Source organism: Streptomyces sp. TN58 (genome assembly GCF_001941845.1).
Lineage (GTDB): Bacteria > Actinomycetota > Actinomycetes > Streptomycetales > Streptomycetaceae > Streptomyces.
On the sequence record NZ_CP018870.1, the window covers coordinates 1 to 15,470 of the forward strand.

The window sequence follows — 15,470 nt, forward strand, 5'->3', positions numbered from 1 at the left end:
GATCCCGAGAACATCGCCACCCCTTCCCTGGCGGGCCTCCACGCCGCTTCGAGTTCCGTGGAGTGCCGAATGCAGAAGTCCGGTGACATCGTGCTGCGTCCTCACCAGGAGGAGGCGGTGGAGGCCATTGTCCGGGGGCTGGATATCCCGCCGGGAAAGCGGATTCCGGAGGCGGGGCTGAGGGCTACAGTCGTTTCCGCGTGTGGAACCGGGAAGACCTTTATCGCCGCGGCGGCGGCGCTGCGGCTGGCGCGGCACGGGCGGGTCCTAGTGCTCCTGCCGACGCTCGATCTGCTGACGCAGACGGTGCGGGAGTGGCGGCTCGCCGGGCACACCGGGCCGGCGGTCGCGGTGTGCTCGCTGGAGGACGATCCGCAGCTGTGGCAGCTCGACGTCCGGACGACGACGTCGGCGCCCCAGCTCGGGCTGTGGCACGGGCGCGGCCCCGTCACGGTGTACGCCACGTACGCGTCGCTGCCGGTCATCGCCGAGGCGCATGAGGGCGCGTACGGGCTGCCGATGGACGTCTTCGACCTGGTGATTGTCGACGAGGCGCACCGTACGTCGGGGTCGGCGGGGAAGGCGTGGGCGGACGTCCACCGCCAGGAGGTGATCCCCGCGATGCGTCGGCTCTACATGACCGCGACACCCCGGATCTGGATGGAGCGGGCGCCGGGTTCCCGGGCGCAGGAGCGGGAGCAGGAGGAGGCGCGCCGGCGGGCTGCGGAGGAGGAGCGGCGGGCGCGTGAGGAGGCCGAGGCGGAGGGGCGGGTGTGGGTGGCGCGGCCGCGGTGGGACCGGCTGCCGAAGGATCTCGCGTGCTCGATGGACGATCCGGCGGTGTTCGGGCCTGTTGTTTATGAACTCTCGCTTGCTTCGGCTATTTCCCGGGGGCTTTTGGCGAAGTATCAGATTGTGGTGGCGGAACTCACCGACCCTGTCGTTACTCCGCAGCGGCTGAATAGCGAAGAGCGGTACGAGGAGCAGCTGCGGGGGCAGCGGCTCGCGGCGACGCAGACCGCACTGCTGGAGACGATGGCCGAGCACGGGCTGCAGACCACCATCACGTTCCACCACCGAACCATGGAGGCGGAGGCCTTCGCCGTAGGACTGGAGCGGGTCGCCGCGCGGCTGCACGCCGTCGACCCCGGGCGGCACCCGGAGCGGGTGTGGGCCGGGTGGCTGTGCGGGGAACACGAGGGCTCCCACCGGCAGTCCGTGCTCGCGGACTTCGGGCGCAGGGCCGGGCGCGCCGTGCTCTCGAATTGCCGGGTCCTGGGCGAGGGTGTTGATATTCGGGCGACGGACAGCGTGGCTCTGATCGATCCGAAGGGGTCGGCCGTCGATATCGTCCAGGCGATCGGGCGGGCATTGCGGCAGAAGCCCGGTGAGGGGAAGATGGCCACCCTGATCGTTCCCGTGTTTCTGCGGGAAGGTGAAAAGCCTGAGGACATGCTTTCGTCGAATTCCTATAGGCCTTTGGTGCGGGTTTTGGCGGGATTGCGGGCGCATGATGAAAAAGCTGTGGAAATGCTTGCTATTCCTCAGGCGAATCAGAAAAGGGTCGTGGACCCGTCCCGGCCGGTCGGGCAGGAGCCGGAAGAGGGTGAGGAGGAGTCGCGGCTGCTGCTGAAGTTCGCGACGCCGCGGGACCCGGCGCTGATCGCGAAGTGGATCAGCTACCAGGTGATCAACACCGAGCGGCAGGACTGGCGTCGGGGCGCCGAGGCCGCCTACCGGTACCGGCAGCGCGAAGGGGACCTGGACGTCCCGTACGAGCACGTGGAGGAGGCGGGGGCGTTCCCGCTCGGCAGGTGGCTGTCGGACCAGCGGCGGGCGTACCGGGCCGGGACCATGACCGGGGAGCGGGCGGCCGAGCTGGAGGGGCTGGGGGTCGTGTGGGACACCGCCGACGCCGGCTTCGAGGCCAACCTCGGTGCGGCGCGGGCCTACTACGACCTTCACGGGAGCCTCGCCGCACCACGCGGCGCAGCGATCATGGACGTCGCGATCGGTCAGTGGTTGACGAACGTGCGTCGGCCCGGCGGGCTCGGGAAGGACCCGGTTCGCGCGGAGCGGCGGGCGGCGGCGTTGGCTGCGGTCGATCCGGACTGGAACCCGGCCGTGCTGGGGTGGACGGTGGACTGGCAGCGGCACTACGCCTACCTGACGCAGCTCCTCGCCGAAGGCGCCCGCCTGACCGCGGTCGTGCCCGGGGTGACCCGGCACGGGGACGACGTCGGACGCTGGCTCGCCACGCAGCGCAGGAACTGGGGGCGGCTCAACACCGAGCAGCAGCGCCGGCTCGCCGCGCTCGGCGTGAAGAAGGCCTCACGGGCTCGCAAGACGACGGTGAAGACGGCTGCGGCGTCCGGGCCGCGGGCGGGCGGAGACGCCTTCCAGAAGGGCCTGCAGGCCCTCGCGCAGTACGTGGCGCGGGAGGGCGGGATGCCGGGACGCGGCGCCGTCGAGGAGCTCGCGGACGGTCCTCACCGTGTGGGCATCTGGATCGGGAACCAGAAGGCCCGCCGTGACCGACTCAACCCGGCGCAACTCGCAGCGCTCGCCGAACTCGGCGTCGACTGGGCGCGGTAGGCACCGTCGGGGGAGGAGTTCCTCGCACTGGCCCCCAGCAGACCAGTGCGAGGAGCTGAGGTCTATCGCCGGAAGCCTCGCCGGGGGTCCCGGATGCCGCGGTTGTCGAACGGGTCGAACCAGGCAGCCTCTCGAAGGTCGCCCACACCCAGGAACTGGTTCGCGGGGTGGTCGGGGTCCTCGATGCCGGTGAACTTGGAGTGGAAGAGCATCAGGACATCGTGGTCCTGGAACATCAGGTCGGAGCAGCTGTCCCAGCCGTAGTCGTCCTCGTGTTCCGGGAGAGCGTTGTGGTCGTCCTCTGCAGGGCGGTCTTCGAGGTAGGTCGGGGCGTCTTCGATGGCCAGGTGCAGTGCCATCTCCTCCGCCGTGCAGTTGGGGTTGGGCCAGTTCCCCCTGGCAAGGTCGGCGGCCAGGTCGTCGAAAGCACGCGCCATGCGACGACGCCAGCGGTGGTCGGCTGTCCATGTGAGCGGGGGCATGCGGTCGAAGACCCCCCAGGTGGAGGAGTCAGCGTCTGCAAGGAACTGGTCCCCCAGATGCTGCGCGTCGTCGTAGGCCTGGTCTGCAAGGACGACCAGTGCGGTGTGGAGCAGGTCGGCGGTACGGGGCGTGAGCTGCCATACGCAGTCCTCGCAGTCCTCGTCTTCGCCCTTGCACGGGCAGTGCCGAGTGGGGAAGAGCGCTGCGAAGTTGGGTGTCTCGTCTTCGGCTGCGGAGCGTGTCCGCCTGCTTCGCAGGCGCCAGCCGTGAGTGAATCGGGTGACGATCGGTGCCGCGCTCCAGTCAGCCAGCTCGTCCCCGTCTTCGACGCTCAGGAGCTCCGCGGAGCTCTGTTCTTCCAGGGTCTGGGTTCCGGCGACATCCGGATCCTCGGTGAGGGTCATCACCGCCCCGATCAGGTCGCGTGGATCGTCGTCGCCGCGTTCGGAGGCCGGCAGCGGCTCCCAGCCACGGTCGATAGCAGCCCGTAGGAGAGCGTTCTCGTCGGTGACGTGGAACTCGTACAGGTGCGCGATCCGCACGACCTTTCCCGGCAGGTCTTTCAGCCGCGGGTGCCCCACCGGGCCGGACGGTACGTCGGAGACTGTTTCATCTTCGGACGGATCCGGGTTGGGTACCACGAACAGGGTGCCGGGTTGTGCCTGCCAGGTGCCGGACGCGGCGTGGACGACGGCCTGGCGCAGCGAGCCGGCCGGGGCGTCCGGCATCTCGGCCGTGAGGGCCTTCAGTTCGTCGTCGACGGCAGTGGCATCCCGCCGGGCCAGGACTCGGCGCAGAATGCCCACCGCTTCGAAGGCCTGGTCTGGGTCCTTGCAGGTCAGAACGGCGGTCAGGGAACTGGGGCCGTTGTCGTGAGCCAGCAGGGCCATCACCCGGCTCTTGCTGGACGTGTGCTCACACAGGAAATCGATCGCCCGGGCCACGGGCAGCGATGAAGACATCGCGGGACTCCAAAGGAAGAGAGCGCGCGCCGGACGAAGCAGCACGCGCACGCGGCAGGAAGCCCGCTGGTGGACACGGTACGAGCGCGTCCCCGGACGGTGAAAGAAGACTCGAGGAGCCAGCTGGTGCCCCCGCTACGAACGAAGACCCGGACCCGGCTGCCCCGACCCTACCCACACCCAACCGCGCTCACCCCACGAATCCACAGAAACCTCGCCGGGCGGTACCGAAGACCGGGGGCGTTCCACGAATCAGTAGATCCCGATCGCGTCGACGATGATGGCTGGGCCGGCGATGTGGGCGTGAACGTCCTCGGCGGGGAGGTCCAGATTGAAGTGACTGACCAGTTCTCGCACCTGGTCGTCCACCTGGGTCATCAGGAAGCGCCGCATCATGTGTTCCCAGTCGTGGAGAAGCCACTGCTCAGCGCTGAGGTACCCATCGCTGCCGCCTGGGATCAGCCTGCTGATGCTGCCCAGGACGCGCAGTTCGCCCTCGATACGGTTCGCTGACGCCTCGCCCAGGAAATGATCCGGTGGCACGTTGATGTAGACCTTCTGCGGCAGGTTCGATCCGGTGAGCTCCAGCAGGATGGGGATGGGGAGGAGCTCGTTTCGGAGGTACACCTGCTGGAACTGCTCGGCGAGCGGCAGATTGTTGACATCGAGATCGCGGAGACTGTCCAGGTCTACCGCGACGTTGTCCATGAGCCGTCGAAGGATGTAGAACATCTTCCCGGCCAGACTGGCTGCAGTGATCCGCGTTGTGCCCTCGATCTGCACCAGGTCGTCCCTGCAGAGGGGTGTCTCGCTGTCCGGGTCGACCTTGACTGCTCCGGCCTCGTTGATCAGCGCGTCGATGACCTTGCTGAAGGTGGCCTTCTGCTTCGGGGCGAGCGTGTAAGTGGACTGGAACTCGACGTCGGTTCCCTTGGACCCTTCCAGCGCGAACCCGCCCATGCCGGCCTTGCCGCCACCAGTCCGCTTCTGAACGGTCTTCTCAGTGATCTCCGCTTGTCGAGGGACGTCGATGTCGTAGTACTCCGCCTGAGACAGGAGAGTTTCGGTGTCGAGGTAGATCGGTGACCGCAGCGCCATGCCCAGGAGTGTCTCAGCGACCTCTGACATTCCAGTTCGCCAAGGTGGGCGGGGACCGCGGCGGCGGACGGGGCCAGCACGCCTGGGGTCGCAGGGTGCGGGTAGTAGACCCTGACCAGGCCGCCGGACCGAGTCGGGGAGACTCGCGGTCTGGAAGGCCGGCGACGCAGAGGACGATCCGCCCGACGCGGTCGTGTTCCCGGGAAGAATTCAGACCGGCCCGTCCCCCTCGTCCCGCACGGCGGGAAAACCTCGACGAGACAGCGACCATGTGTCGAAAGTGCCAGAGGTGTGCCGCACACCAGACACCACACAGCAGAGACCCCCACCACCACCGCGCGGCCTGCCACCGCCCACACCCCCTCCCCCAGCGCGGCCGGCCGTGTCGGCTTCCCGCTCCGGTAGTGCAGCGCCGGGCGTCTACCGGCCGTGCCCTGCTGTCTTGCCCGGGGCGGGCTGCCTTCGGTGGGCGGAACCGCAGCCGGGGCCGATGCGCCGGCACCGCGGGGAGGAGGAGCGAGAGCGGTCAGCAGCCGGGGAGACCGGGGCCGGGAGGCGGCCGGTGTGCCGGGTAGGGTGGCCAGGGAAGTGAGGGTCGCGTCCACGAGGCGGCCGACCAGGGCGGTGCCCCCTGGCCTGCTGCCAAGTCCTGTCGGTGCGCAGCCGTCCCGCGCGGATCCTTGATCGGTTGGGCGTCCGTTGCGAAAGTGCCCGCCCGGGCTGCGGACACGAGACCGTGGTGGAGTGAACCATCACCCCGGTCTTGTGCGGACCGCTCCCCTGCAGGGAGAAACGACCTCGTCGCTGATCTGCCGCATCGCAAGCCGCTACGGGCTGGAGGCGAAGGCATTGCGGTCCGGCTGGCACTGGCGCAACCACCAGCCCAAGCACGCGGGCGGGGCCTTTCGGGCCGATGCCGAGGTGGTGCTGAACTCAGCCGGGCGGCAACTCCTGGCAGGCCTGTGCGGCGTCGAGGAGGAGGTACTGGCGCGGGCGTTGCCGTCGTGGGCACAGGAGGACGCCAAGCTATCGGCCGAGGCGACCGGAGTGCCGATGGCGGCGTGGCGGATCGCCGGCACAGTCGCCGGGCCGGTGGCCTTCGGCTGCCGACTGTGCGCCGCCGGGCGTGCGGGGACGGCCGTGCGCGTCGTGCGGTACGTCCCGCGGTGGGATCGGGTGTGTGTACGGCACGGACGGTGGCTCTTCGATGCGGACGCCGACCAGCCTCTTGAGTACCTGGACGTACGGCAGCTGCCGGAAGTGGCTGCGGCGCAGCGGCGGTGGGCCGGGGTGGCGCGGCGGGCGGTGCGGGGCGGGGTCGGGCCGGAGAGGGTGTTCGCGCTGGCGTATGCGGTGGTGGGTCGTTGGTGGGAGCAGGCGTATGCCTGGGAGCGGGAGACGATCTGGCCGCGGCGGCTGCATCAGGTCGCTGGTGGTGACGCCGGAGGTGATCTGGAATGGTGGCGGATCGTGGGGCGGGATCCGGTCGTCTTCCCTGAGGTGGTGGTGGTTGCCGAGGCGTTGTTGAGTCCGGGTATGGCTGAGCTGGTGTGGGTGGACAGTGGTGCGGGGCGGCCGCGGGTGCTGCCAGCCGACGGGATGTTCTGTCGTCGGCTCGGGGAGCGGGTCGGGCGCGTGTGGCTGGGGCCGTTGGCGGCGACGGATCATGGAGGTCCGCTGATCTCCTGGATGGGCAGCGTCATCCGCCGGCGCCGCACCGCAGCCGGCGGGCCGACCGGGTACGCGGACGATCCGTGGTGGGTGCGCCAGGAACATCAGCCGGCGACCATGGCCGGACAGTTGCGGGTGCTCGGCAAGGAGAAACGGGCGCCGGGCTCGGGGACGATGTGGCGGACGGTCGTGCCGCCCGAGGAGCGGGCGCGGATCGGCAGTCTCATCGACGGTGCCGAGGAGCAGCTCGCCCAGCTGCGCGGCGTGCAGAGCGGGCCGACTGCCGAGGTCGCGGAGCAGCTGCTGCGCGGTCTCGGTCATAGTGCCGGTCTGATCGAGGCGGCCTGGAAGCGGAGCGCGGTGGCGGCGGTGAACGGCGGGGTGCCGCTGGAGGAGGTGGCACGGTGGGTGAACATGCCTGTCGAGGAGCTCAGGAGCATGCTGACGGCGGGCAGGCAGGAAGACGGCAGTTGAGGACGAAGCACGACGGCTTTGTCGGCTGTTAGCTGATACTGCACTCGTTTGTGGAAGGAATCCTGAAAACAGCGGCGTCTGTCGGCGGGTACGGCTTGGCTGACGCGGGTGATCAGCACAGGTGGGGCACGGCCCGGGGACCGGGCAGGGCGAGCGGTCGTGGACAGTGGGAGCGGGTTCGAGGCGGTGTTCCTCGACCCGGTGGGGCAGTCGGTGCAGCAGCGGTGGGCGGATGCAGCCATGACGGTGGCGTTCGAGGAGTTGCCGCCGGTGTCGGCGTTCCCGGTGGTGCCGGGGCGGCGTTGGGGGCCGGGACTGTGGTGGTCGGCGACCACCGGACGGCACGTGGCCGCGGGGTCGAACGCAATGCGCACCCAACTGATGGCCCTGGACCGCGACCCACGCGTGACCGGGCTCGCCGGGCGGCCGGTACGGCTGCTGTGGCGCGACGAACGGGGACGGGTGCGTTCCTGGGTGCCGCAGCTGTTCGCCCGCTACCGCGACGGCACGGGCCTGCTGGCCGACTGCCCCAGCCACCCCGACGCCGGTGGCGAACGTGCCCTGGGCGCCGCGCACGCGGTGGCCAGGGCGTGCGGGGACATCGGCTGGGCCTACCGGCGCCTTTCACCGCTCGACGATGTGCCGGCCTCCAATCTGAAGTGGCTGGCCGGCTATCGCCATCCCCGCAACGCCGGCCGCCCGGGCCTGACGCCCGCGGCTGTGGAAGCGTTCGCGCGACCGCGGCCGCTGATCGAGGGAGCCGAAGCTGTCGGTGACCCGATCGAGGTCCTTCCCGTCGTCTTCCACGCCCTGTGGCACGGGCAGCTCACGACGGACCTGGAGGCGCCGCTGCACGAGTGCGTCCCCGTCGGCCCCAGGGACTGGAACGGTCTGGGCCGGACGGGAGGTGCCGGGTGAGCGCGCGGCGCACTGCCCGGCCGGCCGTGGCGGTCGGGGCGCATGTCCGTTTCCGCGGTGTGAAGTGGCAGGTGGTCGCTCTGTCCGGACAGATGGTTCACCTCGTCGGCCCGGACGGCGGCGGTGAGGCGGTGCTTGCCGGGTACCTGTTCGCCGATCCCGGCTTCAGTGTCATCGGGGCGGAGGTGCCGCAGGCGGCCCCGCAGTGGGGGCTGTTCGAGACCGCGCCCGCCGCGGCGCGGGAGAAGGCCCTGGCCTGGCAGCGGCATGTCCGGGAAGTCGAGTGCGGCCTTGCCGACGGGCCCGGCAGCGGTGGAGTGGTGCGGGAGCAGTACGACCCCGCACGACACACGCTGGCCGAACGGGAGCAGGCCAAGGCCGAGGAACTGACCGCCCTCGGTTTCGGGCGGGTGTCACGTACCACGGTGCAGCGCATGCGCCTGGCCTACCGCAAGCAGGGACTGTGGGGGTTGCTCGACCACCGCACCACCCGCGCCTCCAGCTCTACCGGGCGCTCCGACGAACGGGTCGTCGCAGCCGTGCGTGAGGCGCTGCGCCGCCGGCGCGGGCGTTCCAGGGGCACCATCAACGGCCTGTTCCCGCTGATCCACCAGATCCTTCAGGACCGGCACGGCCCCGGTGCGGTGCCCGTGCCGTCCCAGGCCACGCTGTACCGGCTCGTCACCTCCCTCGCCCGCCCCGGTGAACTGCCCAGTGGCCCGGTGCGGCAGGTGCCCGCGAGCGTCGAGGGGCGGGCCTTCACCCCCGCCACCGCGCTGCGGCCCGGCGAGCAGGTCCAGATCGACACCACCCGCCTGGATGTCCTGGCCCTCTTCGACGACGGGCGCCTCGCCCGCCCCGAGCTCACCATCGCCGTCGACGTCGCCACCCGCGCCATCCTCGCCGCCGTGCTGTGCCCCAGCGCGACCAAGTCCGTGGACGCGGCCCTGCTGCTGGCGGAGATGGCCGTCCCGCACCCGGCCAGACCGACCTGGCCGGACATCCTGCGCATGGACCACGCCCGCGCGCTCCCCTACCAGCAGCTGGCCACGCTGGATGAGCGCCTGGCCGGCGCGGCGGCCCGGCCGGTCGTCCTGCCGGAGACGATCGTCGTCGACCGGGGCAAGGTCTTCGTCTCCGCCGCGTTCACCGCCGCCTGCGAGACCCTCGGCATCAGCGTCCAGCCCGCCCCGCCCCGCGCCCCCACCGCGAAGGGCATCGTCGAGCGCACCTTCGGCTCTATCAACGCCCTGTTCTGCCAGCACCTGCCCGGCTACACCGGATCCGACGTCACCCGCCGTGGCCCCGAGGCCGAGAAAGACGCCTGCTTCAGCGTCGCCCAGCTGCAGGACCTGCTTGATGAGTGGCTGGTGCACTACCACCACCGGCCCCATGAAGGGCTGCGCCACCCGATGATGCCCAGGAAGGCGCTCACCCCGAATGAGATGTGGGGCGCGCTCGTCGCCGTCGCCGGATACGTGCCCGTCCCGTTGACCGGGCGCGACTACCTCGAACTGCTGCCCGTGCGCTGGCAGGCCATCACCCCCGCCGGCATCACCATCCGCCACCGCACCTACGACGCAGATCTCCTCGCCCCGCACCGCGGCCAGGCCTCCCCCGTCGCCGGCCGCGGCGGGAAATGGGAGATCCACTACAACCCCCACGACGTCCGCCAGATCTGGATCCGGCTCCCCGACGGCGAACTCACCGAGATTCCGTGGATCCACCGCGACCACGTCCACCGGCCGTTCGACGAACACACCTGGCAGCACATCCGCACCCAGGCCACTGACTGCAACCACGGTGACGCCGAGCAGCACGAAGCCCGCCTCGCCGACGCCCTCGACCAGCTCATGCGCCGCGTCCACAGCGGCCACGCCACCAAGACCGAACAAACCCTCCTGGCCCGCACCGCTCACGTCCCACTCCCCACAGCCCGCAATGGGGCCCACGGCACCGAAGCACCCGCCGACAGCCCGGAACAGCGGGACGACGACACCATCGACGACCTCGACGACCTCGACGGCCTCGACGACCTGCCCGACGACGTCAGCCCCGCCCCGGCCACCGGACTCGGGCTCTACAACGCGCACGAGGAAGCCGACAAGTGGTGAACACCCCCCACCCCACGACGCCGAACCTGAGCCGCACACCAGTCGGCACCAGCGGCAGTGGTGCGGCCGAGCCATCCTGGCCGCTGACCACCTGGCAAGGCTGGCAGCGCTTCGCCACCACCGACCCCGTCGCACCGCCCCAGCCCGGCGATCCGCCCCGCAGTACAGAGGAACGCCTCGCCTACCACTCCAGCTTCGTCACCATCCGCACCCCCGCCATCCACACCCTGACCACCCAGGTCCGCACCCTGATGATCCTCGGCCGCCACCAGCAGAACACCGCACGGCCCTCACTGATCGTCACCGGACCCGCCGCAGCCGGGAAAACCACCGCCCTCCTCAACGTCGGCCGCACCTGCCACCTCGCCCACACCCGCAAAAACCCCGCACCACCCGGATCAGCCCACACCGCGGTACCCGTCGCGTATGTCCTGGTCCCGCCCGGCGCGACCGCGAAAACCCTCGTCACCGAGTTCGCCCGCTACCTCGGCATCCCCGTCACCGCGCGTATGACCCAGACCCAGATCACCGATGCCGTCTGCCACACCTACACCCAAGCCGGCGTCCAGCTGGTGATGATCGACGAGATCCACCGCCTCAACCCCCGCACCACCACCGGCGCCCAAACCGCCGACCTGCTCAAAGACCTCAGCGAACGCCTCCCCGCGACGTTCGTCTACGCCGGCATCAACGTCACCGACACACCCCTCTTCAGCGGGACACGGGGCGCTCAACTCGCCGGACGCGCCACCCTCGTCGACTGCGGCCCCCTCCCCGCCCGCCACGGCACCCGCCAACCCTTCCGCGACGCCATCACCGACATCGAAAACAACCTCGACCTCCAGCAGCACAAAGCCGGCACCCTCCCGGCCCACGCCCCCTACCTCCACCAGCGCACCGCCGGCCGCATCGGATCCCTCACCCGACTCATCCGCCAAGCCGCCATCACCGCCATCTGCGACGGCACCGAACGCATCACCAAAACCGCCCTCGACGCGGTACGACTCGACCACCTCGCCGAAACCCACCACCGCCCCCACCGACGCCGATAAACCCCACCTACCAAACAGACAGGCAGAACAGCCCTGACCAGCACAAACACCAACCGGGCCTTTACACGCCAGAACTACTTACAACGAACCCTGCCGCCCTCAACACGAAACACATAACCCCAGCTCACACACCCCAGCCACCCCGCCGAACCGCCAAATCCACCTCTCAACGAACCCACAACACCCCAGGCCACCAACGACCCGACACACCAACAAACCCCCCACCGAGCGTTACTCCTCGCGCTAGCGCTACCGGAGCATGGCCGGCCAGTCCGCCCCGGCATCAGCCTCAGGCCGTCGTCACACCGCGACCACACCCTCCCTCCGGCAACCGAAACCCAAGGCGCAGACCAGGCTCGGCTACCAGGGCCGCAGCGGCAACCCCGCCGCGCGCCTCGGCTCTAGAAAGTCCGTGCGGAAGATCTCCAGGGAGGCCCTGAGCAGCGGAATACCCACCTCCGCGCCAAGGTGCACCAGCGTGGCCGTCTCCTCGTCCATCCGGAACTCCAACAAGAGGGCGCCACGCCCGGCAGCAGTCATCTCCACCACTTCCAGAGCGTCGAAGTCGTCGCTCCCGAGCACTGTGAGGGCAACGTACTCCCGGCCCTTCACGGAGAAGAACCTCATGTTCGTCCCCTCCCGTGACCGAACTCCCGCGCCCCTGGCAGGCGCGGCCGGTGGGCCGGGACCGAGGCCTCGGCCGGGGCCGGCTGACCGGGGACCGCAGCGGCGGGCGTGATGGAGCAGGGACGAGCCATGGCCCGGAAGACCCACAGCCGGAACGCGTGCGCGGCGCGGGCGGCGCTCACAGCAGCGTTGCCAGCAAGTGGAGGGGCCCGTAGAGCACGGAGCAGGGTGCGCATGAGGAGGAGCCCTCCGAGCATCTGCAGCCAGAGTCCCGCGCCCGCTGCTGCTGCGTTGCCTGGCGGCCGGCCTCGTGCTGCGGGAGGTGCAGGACGCCCGAGCGCCACGCACCTGCCAGCACCACGGTCCCGGCCAGCAGGGTCAGGGCCGTGCCCACGACCTCGTACCCGGACCACTGCGCCCACCAGCCGGCCGTGGCCAGCACGAGACCCGCCAGCGCGCTGCCACCGGCCCGGCGCTGCCTGCCCGTCATCACCATCACCGCCTACGCCCCGCGCCCCTGACGGGTGCGGCCTGCTGCCGGTGGGTGGGGACCGCGGCCTCCGCCGGGGCCGGCCGGCCGGGGGCCGCGGCGGCAGTGGGGGTGGTGGTGGAGCGGGAGCGGGCGGCGGCCGCGGACACCCGGGGCCGGGAGGGGGCCGGTGCGCCGGGCGGGGTGGTCAGGGAGGTGAGGGTGGCGTCGACGAGGCGGCCGACCAGGGCGCTGCCGGTGGCTTCCTGCCAGGAGGTGGCGGTGGTGAGGCGGTTCAGGTGCTGGGCGACGGTGTCGGTGCCGTGATGTTCGCCGAGCTGCTGCATGCGGGGTCTCGGTGTCGCGGCGGTGCTCGTACTCCTGGCAGCGGGCCGGCGGATGCGGCCGGAAAACCCCGCCCAGGTTCGGAGGATTCTTGTCGTATCGCGGGCGAGTCGCATACGTTGACCTGCATGTATAGGGGGATGGAGCTAGCGGGCCGCTACCGGCTCGAGAGCCGGTTGGGGCACGGCGGCATGGGCGAGGTATGGGCGGCGTCCGATCTGAGGCTGCGCCGTACCGTCGCGGTCAAGACGGTACTCATCTCCCATCTGCGTGACGAACGGCTCGCTGCCCAGGTCCTGGCCCGTTTCCGCCGTGAGGGCGAAGCAGCCGCCCGGCTGAACCACCGCAACATCGCCGTCGTCCACGACCTGGGCGAGCACCGGGAGACGAGCGCCGACGGGCAGGTGGAAGTCTCTCCGTTCCTCGTCATGGAGTTCCTGGAAGGTCGTGATCTCGCGACGGTCCTGCGCGAGGACCACCCCGGCGGGCTCCCGCTGGAGCAGGTGGTGGAGTACGGCGCCCAGGTGTGCGACGGGCTGGCCGCCGCCCACACGCAAAACATCGTCCACCGCGACATCAAGCCGGCCAACCTCATGCTGCTCGACGACGGCACCGTAAAGATCTGCGACTTCGGGATCGCCCAGGTCCAGGACGGCACGATCGGCCTGACCATGACCGGAGCGCTGCTCGGCAGCCCTCACTACATGGCTCCCGAGCAGCTCAGAGGCCAGACACCGACGCACTCGGCCGACCTGTATGCCCTGGGTGCCAGCCTCTACGAGCTCCTCACCGGGCGCCCCCTGTTCACCGCGGACTCCGCGTACGCCATCATCGCCATGCATCTGTCCACCACTCCCGAACCGCCCAGCACCCGCCAGCCCGCAATCCCGCCCGACATCGACAACCTCATCACCTCCCTTATTGCCAAAGACCCCGCCGGCCGTCCCCCCACCGCCAAAGACGTCGCCGCACGCCTGCGCACCGCCCACCTCGCACCCGGGCCCACCCCCGTGCCGGCAGCGGAGGCGTCGGAAACCGACGAGCAGCTCCTCCAACGGGACGCCGAAGCCGGAGACTCCGACGCCATGTACAGCCTCGCGTGGCTGCTGCAAGAGGCTGACCGCATCGACGAGGCAGAAACCTGGTACCGGAAGGCCGCCGACGCCGGACAGATCGACGCCATGAACAACCTCGGCGTGCTGCTGGAGAACACCGGCCGCACCAACGAAGCAGAAACCTGGTACCGAAAAGCCGCCGACGCCGGACAGATCGACGCCAGGAACAACCTCGGCGTGCTGCTGGAGAACACCGGCCGCACCGACGAGGCGGAAACCTGGTACCGGAAAGCCGCCGACGCCGGAAACACCGACGCCATGAACAACCTCGGACTGCTGCTGGAGAACACCGGCCGCACCGACGAGGCAGAAACCTGGTACCGGAAAGCCGCCGACACCGGAGACACCGACGCCATGTACAGCCTCGGAGTGGTGCTGGCCGGCACCGGCCGCACCGACGAGGCAGAAACCTGGTACCGGAAAGCCGCCGACACCGGGCACACCGACGCCATGACCAACCTCGGAGTGGTGCTGGCCTACTCCGGCCGCACCGACGAGGCGGAAACCTGGTACCGGAAGGCCGCCGACGCCGGACAGATGAACGCTACGGCCAACCTCGGAGTGGTGCTGGCCGGCACCGGCCGCACCAACGAGGCAGAAACCTGGTACCGCAAAGCCACCGACGCCGGAAACACCGACGCCATGCACGGCCTCGGAGTGCTGCTGGCCAACACCGGCCGCACCGACGAAGCAGAAACCTGGTACCGGAAAGCCATCGACGCCGGAAACACCGACGCCATGAACGACCTCGGAGCGCTGCTGCATAACACTGGCCGCGAGACCGAGGCGCAACCCTGGTTCCAGCGCGCCGCCGAAGCCGGACACACCAACGCTATGAACAATCTCGCACTGCTGCTGCATAACACTGGCCGCGAGACCGAGGCGGAACCCTGGTACCGGCGCGCCGTCGACGCCGGAAACACCAACGCAATGAACAACCTCGCACTCCTGCTGGAGAACACTGGCCGCGAGACCGAGGCGGAACCCTGGTACCAGCGCGCCGTCGACGCCGGAAACACCAACGCAATGAACAACCTCGGCATGGTGCTGGAGGACGCCGGCCGCACCAACGAGGCAGAAACCTGGTACCGAAAAGCCACCGACGCCGGGAACACCGGCGCCATGACCAACCTCGGACTGCTGCTGGAGAACACCGGCCGCACCAACGAGGCAGAAACCTGGTACCGAAAAGCCACCGACGCCGGACAGATCAAGGCCATGAACAACCTCGGGGTGCTGCTGCAGACCACTGGCCGCGAGACCGAGGCGGAACCCTGGTACCAGCGCGCCGCCGACGCCGGAAACACCGAAGCCATGAACAACCTCGGAGTGGTGCTGCAGGGCACCGGGCGCACGGCCGAAGCAGAAACCTGGTACCGGCGCGCCGCCGAAGCCGGAAACGCCCCTGCCATGAACAACCTCGCACGGCTGCTGCAGAACACAGGGCGGGCGGCCGAGGCAGAAACCTGGTACCAACGCGCCGCCGGCAACCCTGACGGTGAAATCCGGGCCTGACCGGCCCCCGGCGCATCCGAGGCTGCGCCGGG

The 15,470-nt window shown here is 69.9% G+C and carries 11 protein-coding genes; 6 read left to right on the plus strand and 5 right to left on the minus strand.

Annotated features, from left to right (window positions below):
• The first annotated feature begins 69 nt into the window (after positions 1-69).
• On the plus strand, positions 70-2,595 hold the full coding sequence (locus tag BSL84_RS00005) for a DEAD/DEAH box helicase (RefSeq protein ID WP_075969468.1): 2,526 nt from the start codon (positions 70-72) through the stop codon (positions 2,593-2,595).
• Between the two features lie 62 nt (positions 2,596-2,657).
• On the opposite strand, the gene BSL84_RS00010 is transcribed toward BSL84_RS00005, so the two are convergent.
• On the minus strand, positions 2,658-4,040 hold the full coding sequence (locus BSL84_RS00010; protein ID WP_159393480.1) for a hypothetical protein: 1,383 nt from the start codon (positions 4,038-4,040) through the stop codon (positions 2,658-2,660).
• 252 nt (positions 4,041-4,292) lie between these two features.
• Positions 4,293-5,138 carry a DUF6414 family protein gene (locus BSL84_RS00015; RefSeq protein WP_159393481.1) on the minus strand — a complete coding sequence of 282 codons (846 nt, stop codon included), beginning with the start codon at positions 5,136-5,138 and terminating at the stop codon, positions 4,293-4,295.
• Positions 5,139-5,882: 744 nt separating this feature from the next.
• Here BSL84_RS00015 and BSL84_RS00020 point away from each other — a divergent pair.
• From BSL84_RS00020 to BSL84_RS00035, 4 genes are all read left to right on the plus strand, one after another.
• Entirely contained in the window at positions 5,883-7,283 is a 1,401-nt protein-coding gene (locus BSL84_RS00020) for a TniQ family protein (protein WP_075969471.1), read from the plus strand.
• A 159-nt stretch (positions 7,284-7,442) separates the two neighbouring features.
• A complete protein-coding gene (locus BSL84_RS00025; protein WP_075969472.1) occupies positions 7,443-8,201 on the plus strand; it encodes a TnsA-like heteromeric transposase endonuclease subunit in 759 nt (252 codons plus the stop codon).
• Positions 8,198-10,315 carry a Mu transposase C-terminal domain-containing protein gene (locus BSL84_RS00030; RefSeq protein ID WP_075969473.1) on the plus strand — a complete coding sequence of 706 codons (2,118 nt, stop codon included), beginning with the start codon at positions 8,198-8,200 and terminating at the stop codon, positions 10,313-10,315. The genes BSL84_RS00025 and BSL84_RS00030 overlap by 4 nt, the downstream gene beginning before the upstream one ends.
• An 83-nt stretch (positions 10,316-10,398) precedes the next feature.
• Entirely contained in the window at positions 10,399-11,367 is a 969-nt protein-coding gene (locus BSL84_RS00035; RefSeq protein WP_075971904.1) for a TniB family NTP-binding protein, read from the plus strand.
• Positions 11,368-11,727: 360 nt separating this feature from the next.
• Here BSL84_RS00035 and BSL84_RS00040 read toward each other — a convergent pair whose 3' ends face one another.
• From BSL84_RS00040 to BSL84_RS00050, 3 genes are all read right to left on the minus strand, one after another.
• Complete coding sequence (locus tag BSL84_RS00040) at positions 11,728-11,994, minus strand: hypothetical protein (protein WP_075969474.1); 267 nt, start codon at positions 11,992-11,994, stop codon at positions 11,728-11,730.
• Between the two features lie 178 nt (positions 11,995-12,172).
• Positions 12,173-12,484, minus strand: coding sequence for a hypothetical protein (locus BSL84_RS00045; protein ID WP_157879710.1), 312 nt, complete (start codon positions 12,482-12,484; stop codon positions 12,173-12,175).
• 5 nt (positions 12,485-12,489) lie between these two features.
• Positions 12,490-12,810 (minus strand): hypothetical protein, encoded by a 321-nt coding sequence (locus BSL84_RS00050; RefSeq protein WP_075969476.1) that lies wholly within the window; start codon positions 12,808-12,810, stop codon positions 12,490-12,492.
• 138 nt (positions 12,811-12,948) lie between these two features.
• On the opposite strand from BSL84_RS00050, the gene BSL84_RS00055 reads away from it, so the two are divergent.
• Entirely contained in the window at positions 12,949-15,438 is a 2,490-nt protein-coding gene (locus BSL84_RS00055; protein WP_267894062.1) for a serine/threonine-protein kinase, read from the plus strand.
• Positions 15,439-15,470 lie beyond the last annotated feature (32 nt).

Bases quoted from the DNA above. Each gene is read 5' to 3' on its own strand.
- BSL84_RS00005 (WP_075969468.1), top strand. From the start codon at position 70: ATGCAGAAGTCCGGTGACATCGTGCTGCGTCCTCACCAGGAGGAGGCG.
- BSL84_RS00010 (WP_159393480.1), bottom strand. From the start codon at position 4,040: ATGTCTTCATCGCTGCCCGTGGCCCGGGCGATCGATTTCCTGTGTGAG.
- BSL84_RS00015 (WP_159393481.1), bottom strand. From the start codon at position 5,138: ATGGCGCTGCGGTCACCGATCTACCTCGACACCGAAACTCTCCTGTCT.
- BSL84_RS00040 (WP_075969474.1), bottom strand. From the start codon at position 11,994: ATGAGGTTCTTCTCCGTGAAGGGCCGGGAGTACGTTGCCCTCACAGTG.
- BSL84_RS00045 (WP_157879710.1), bottom strand. From the start codon at position 12,484: ATGACGGGCAGGCAGCGCCGGGCCGGTGGCAGCGCGCTGGCGGGTCTC.
- BSL84_RS00050 (WP_075969476.1), bottom strand. From the start codon at position 12,810: ATGCAGCAGCTCGGCGAACATCACGGCACCGACACCGTCGCCCAGCAC.
- BSL84_RS00055 (WP_267894062.1), top strand. From the start codon at position 12,949: ATGGAGCTAGCGGGCCGCTACCGGCTCGAGAGCCGGTTGGGGCACGGC.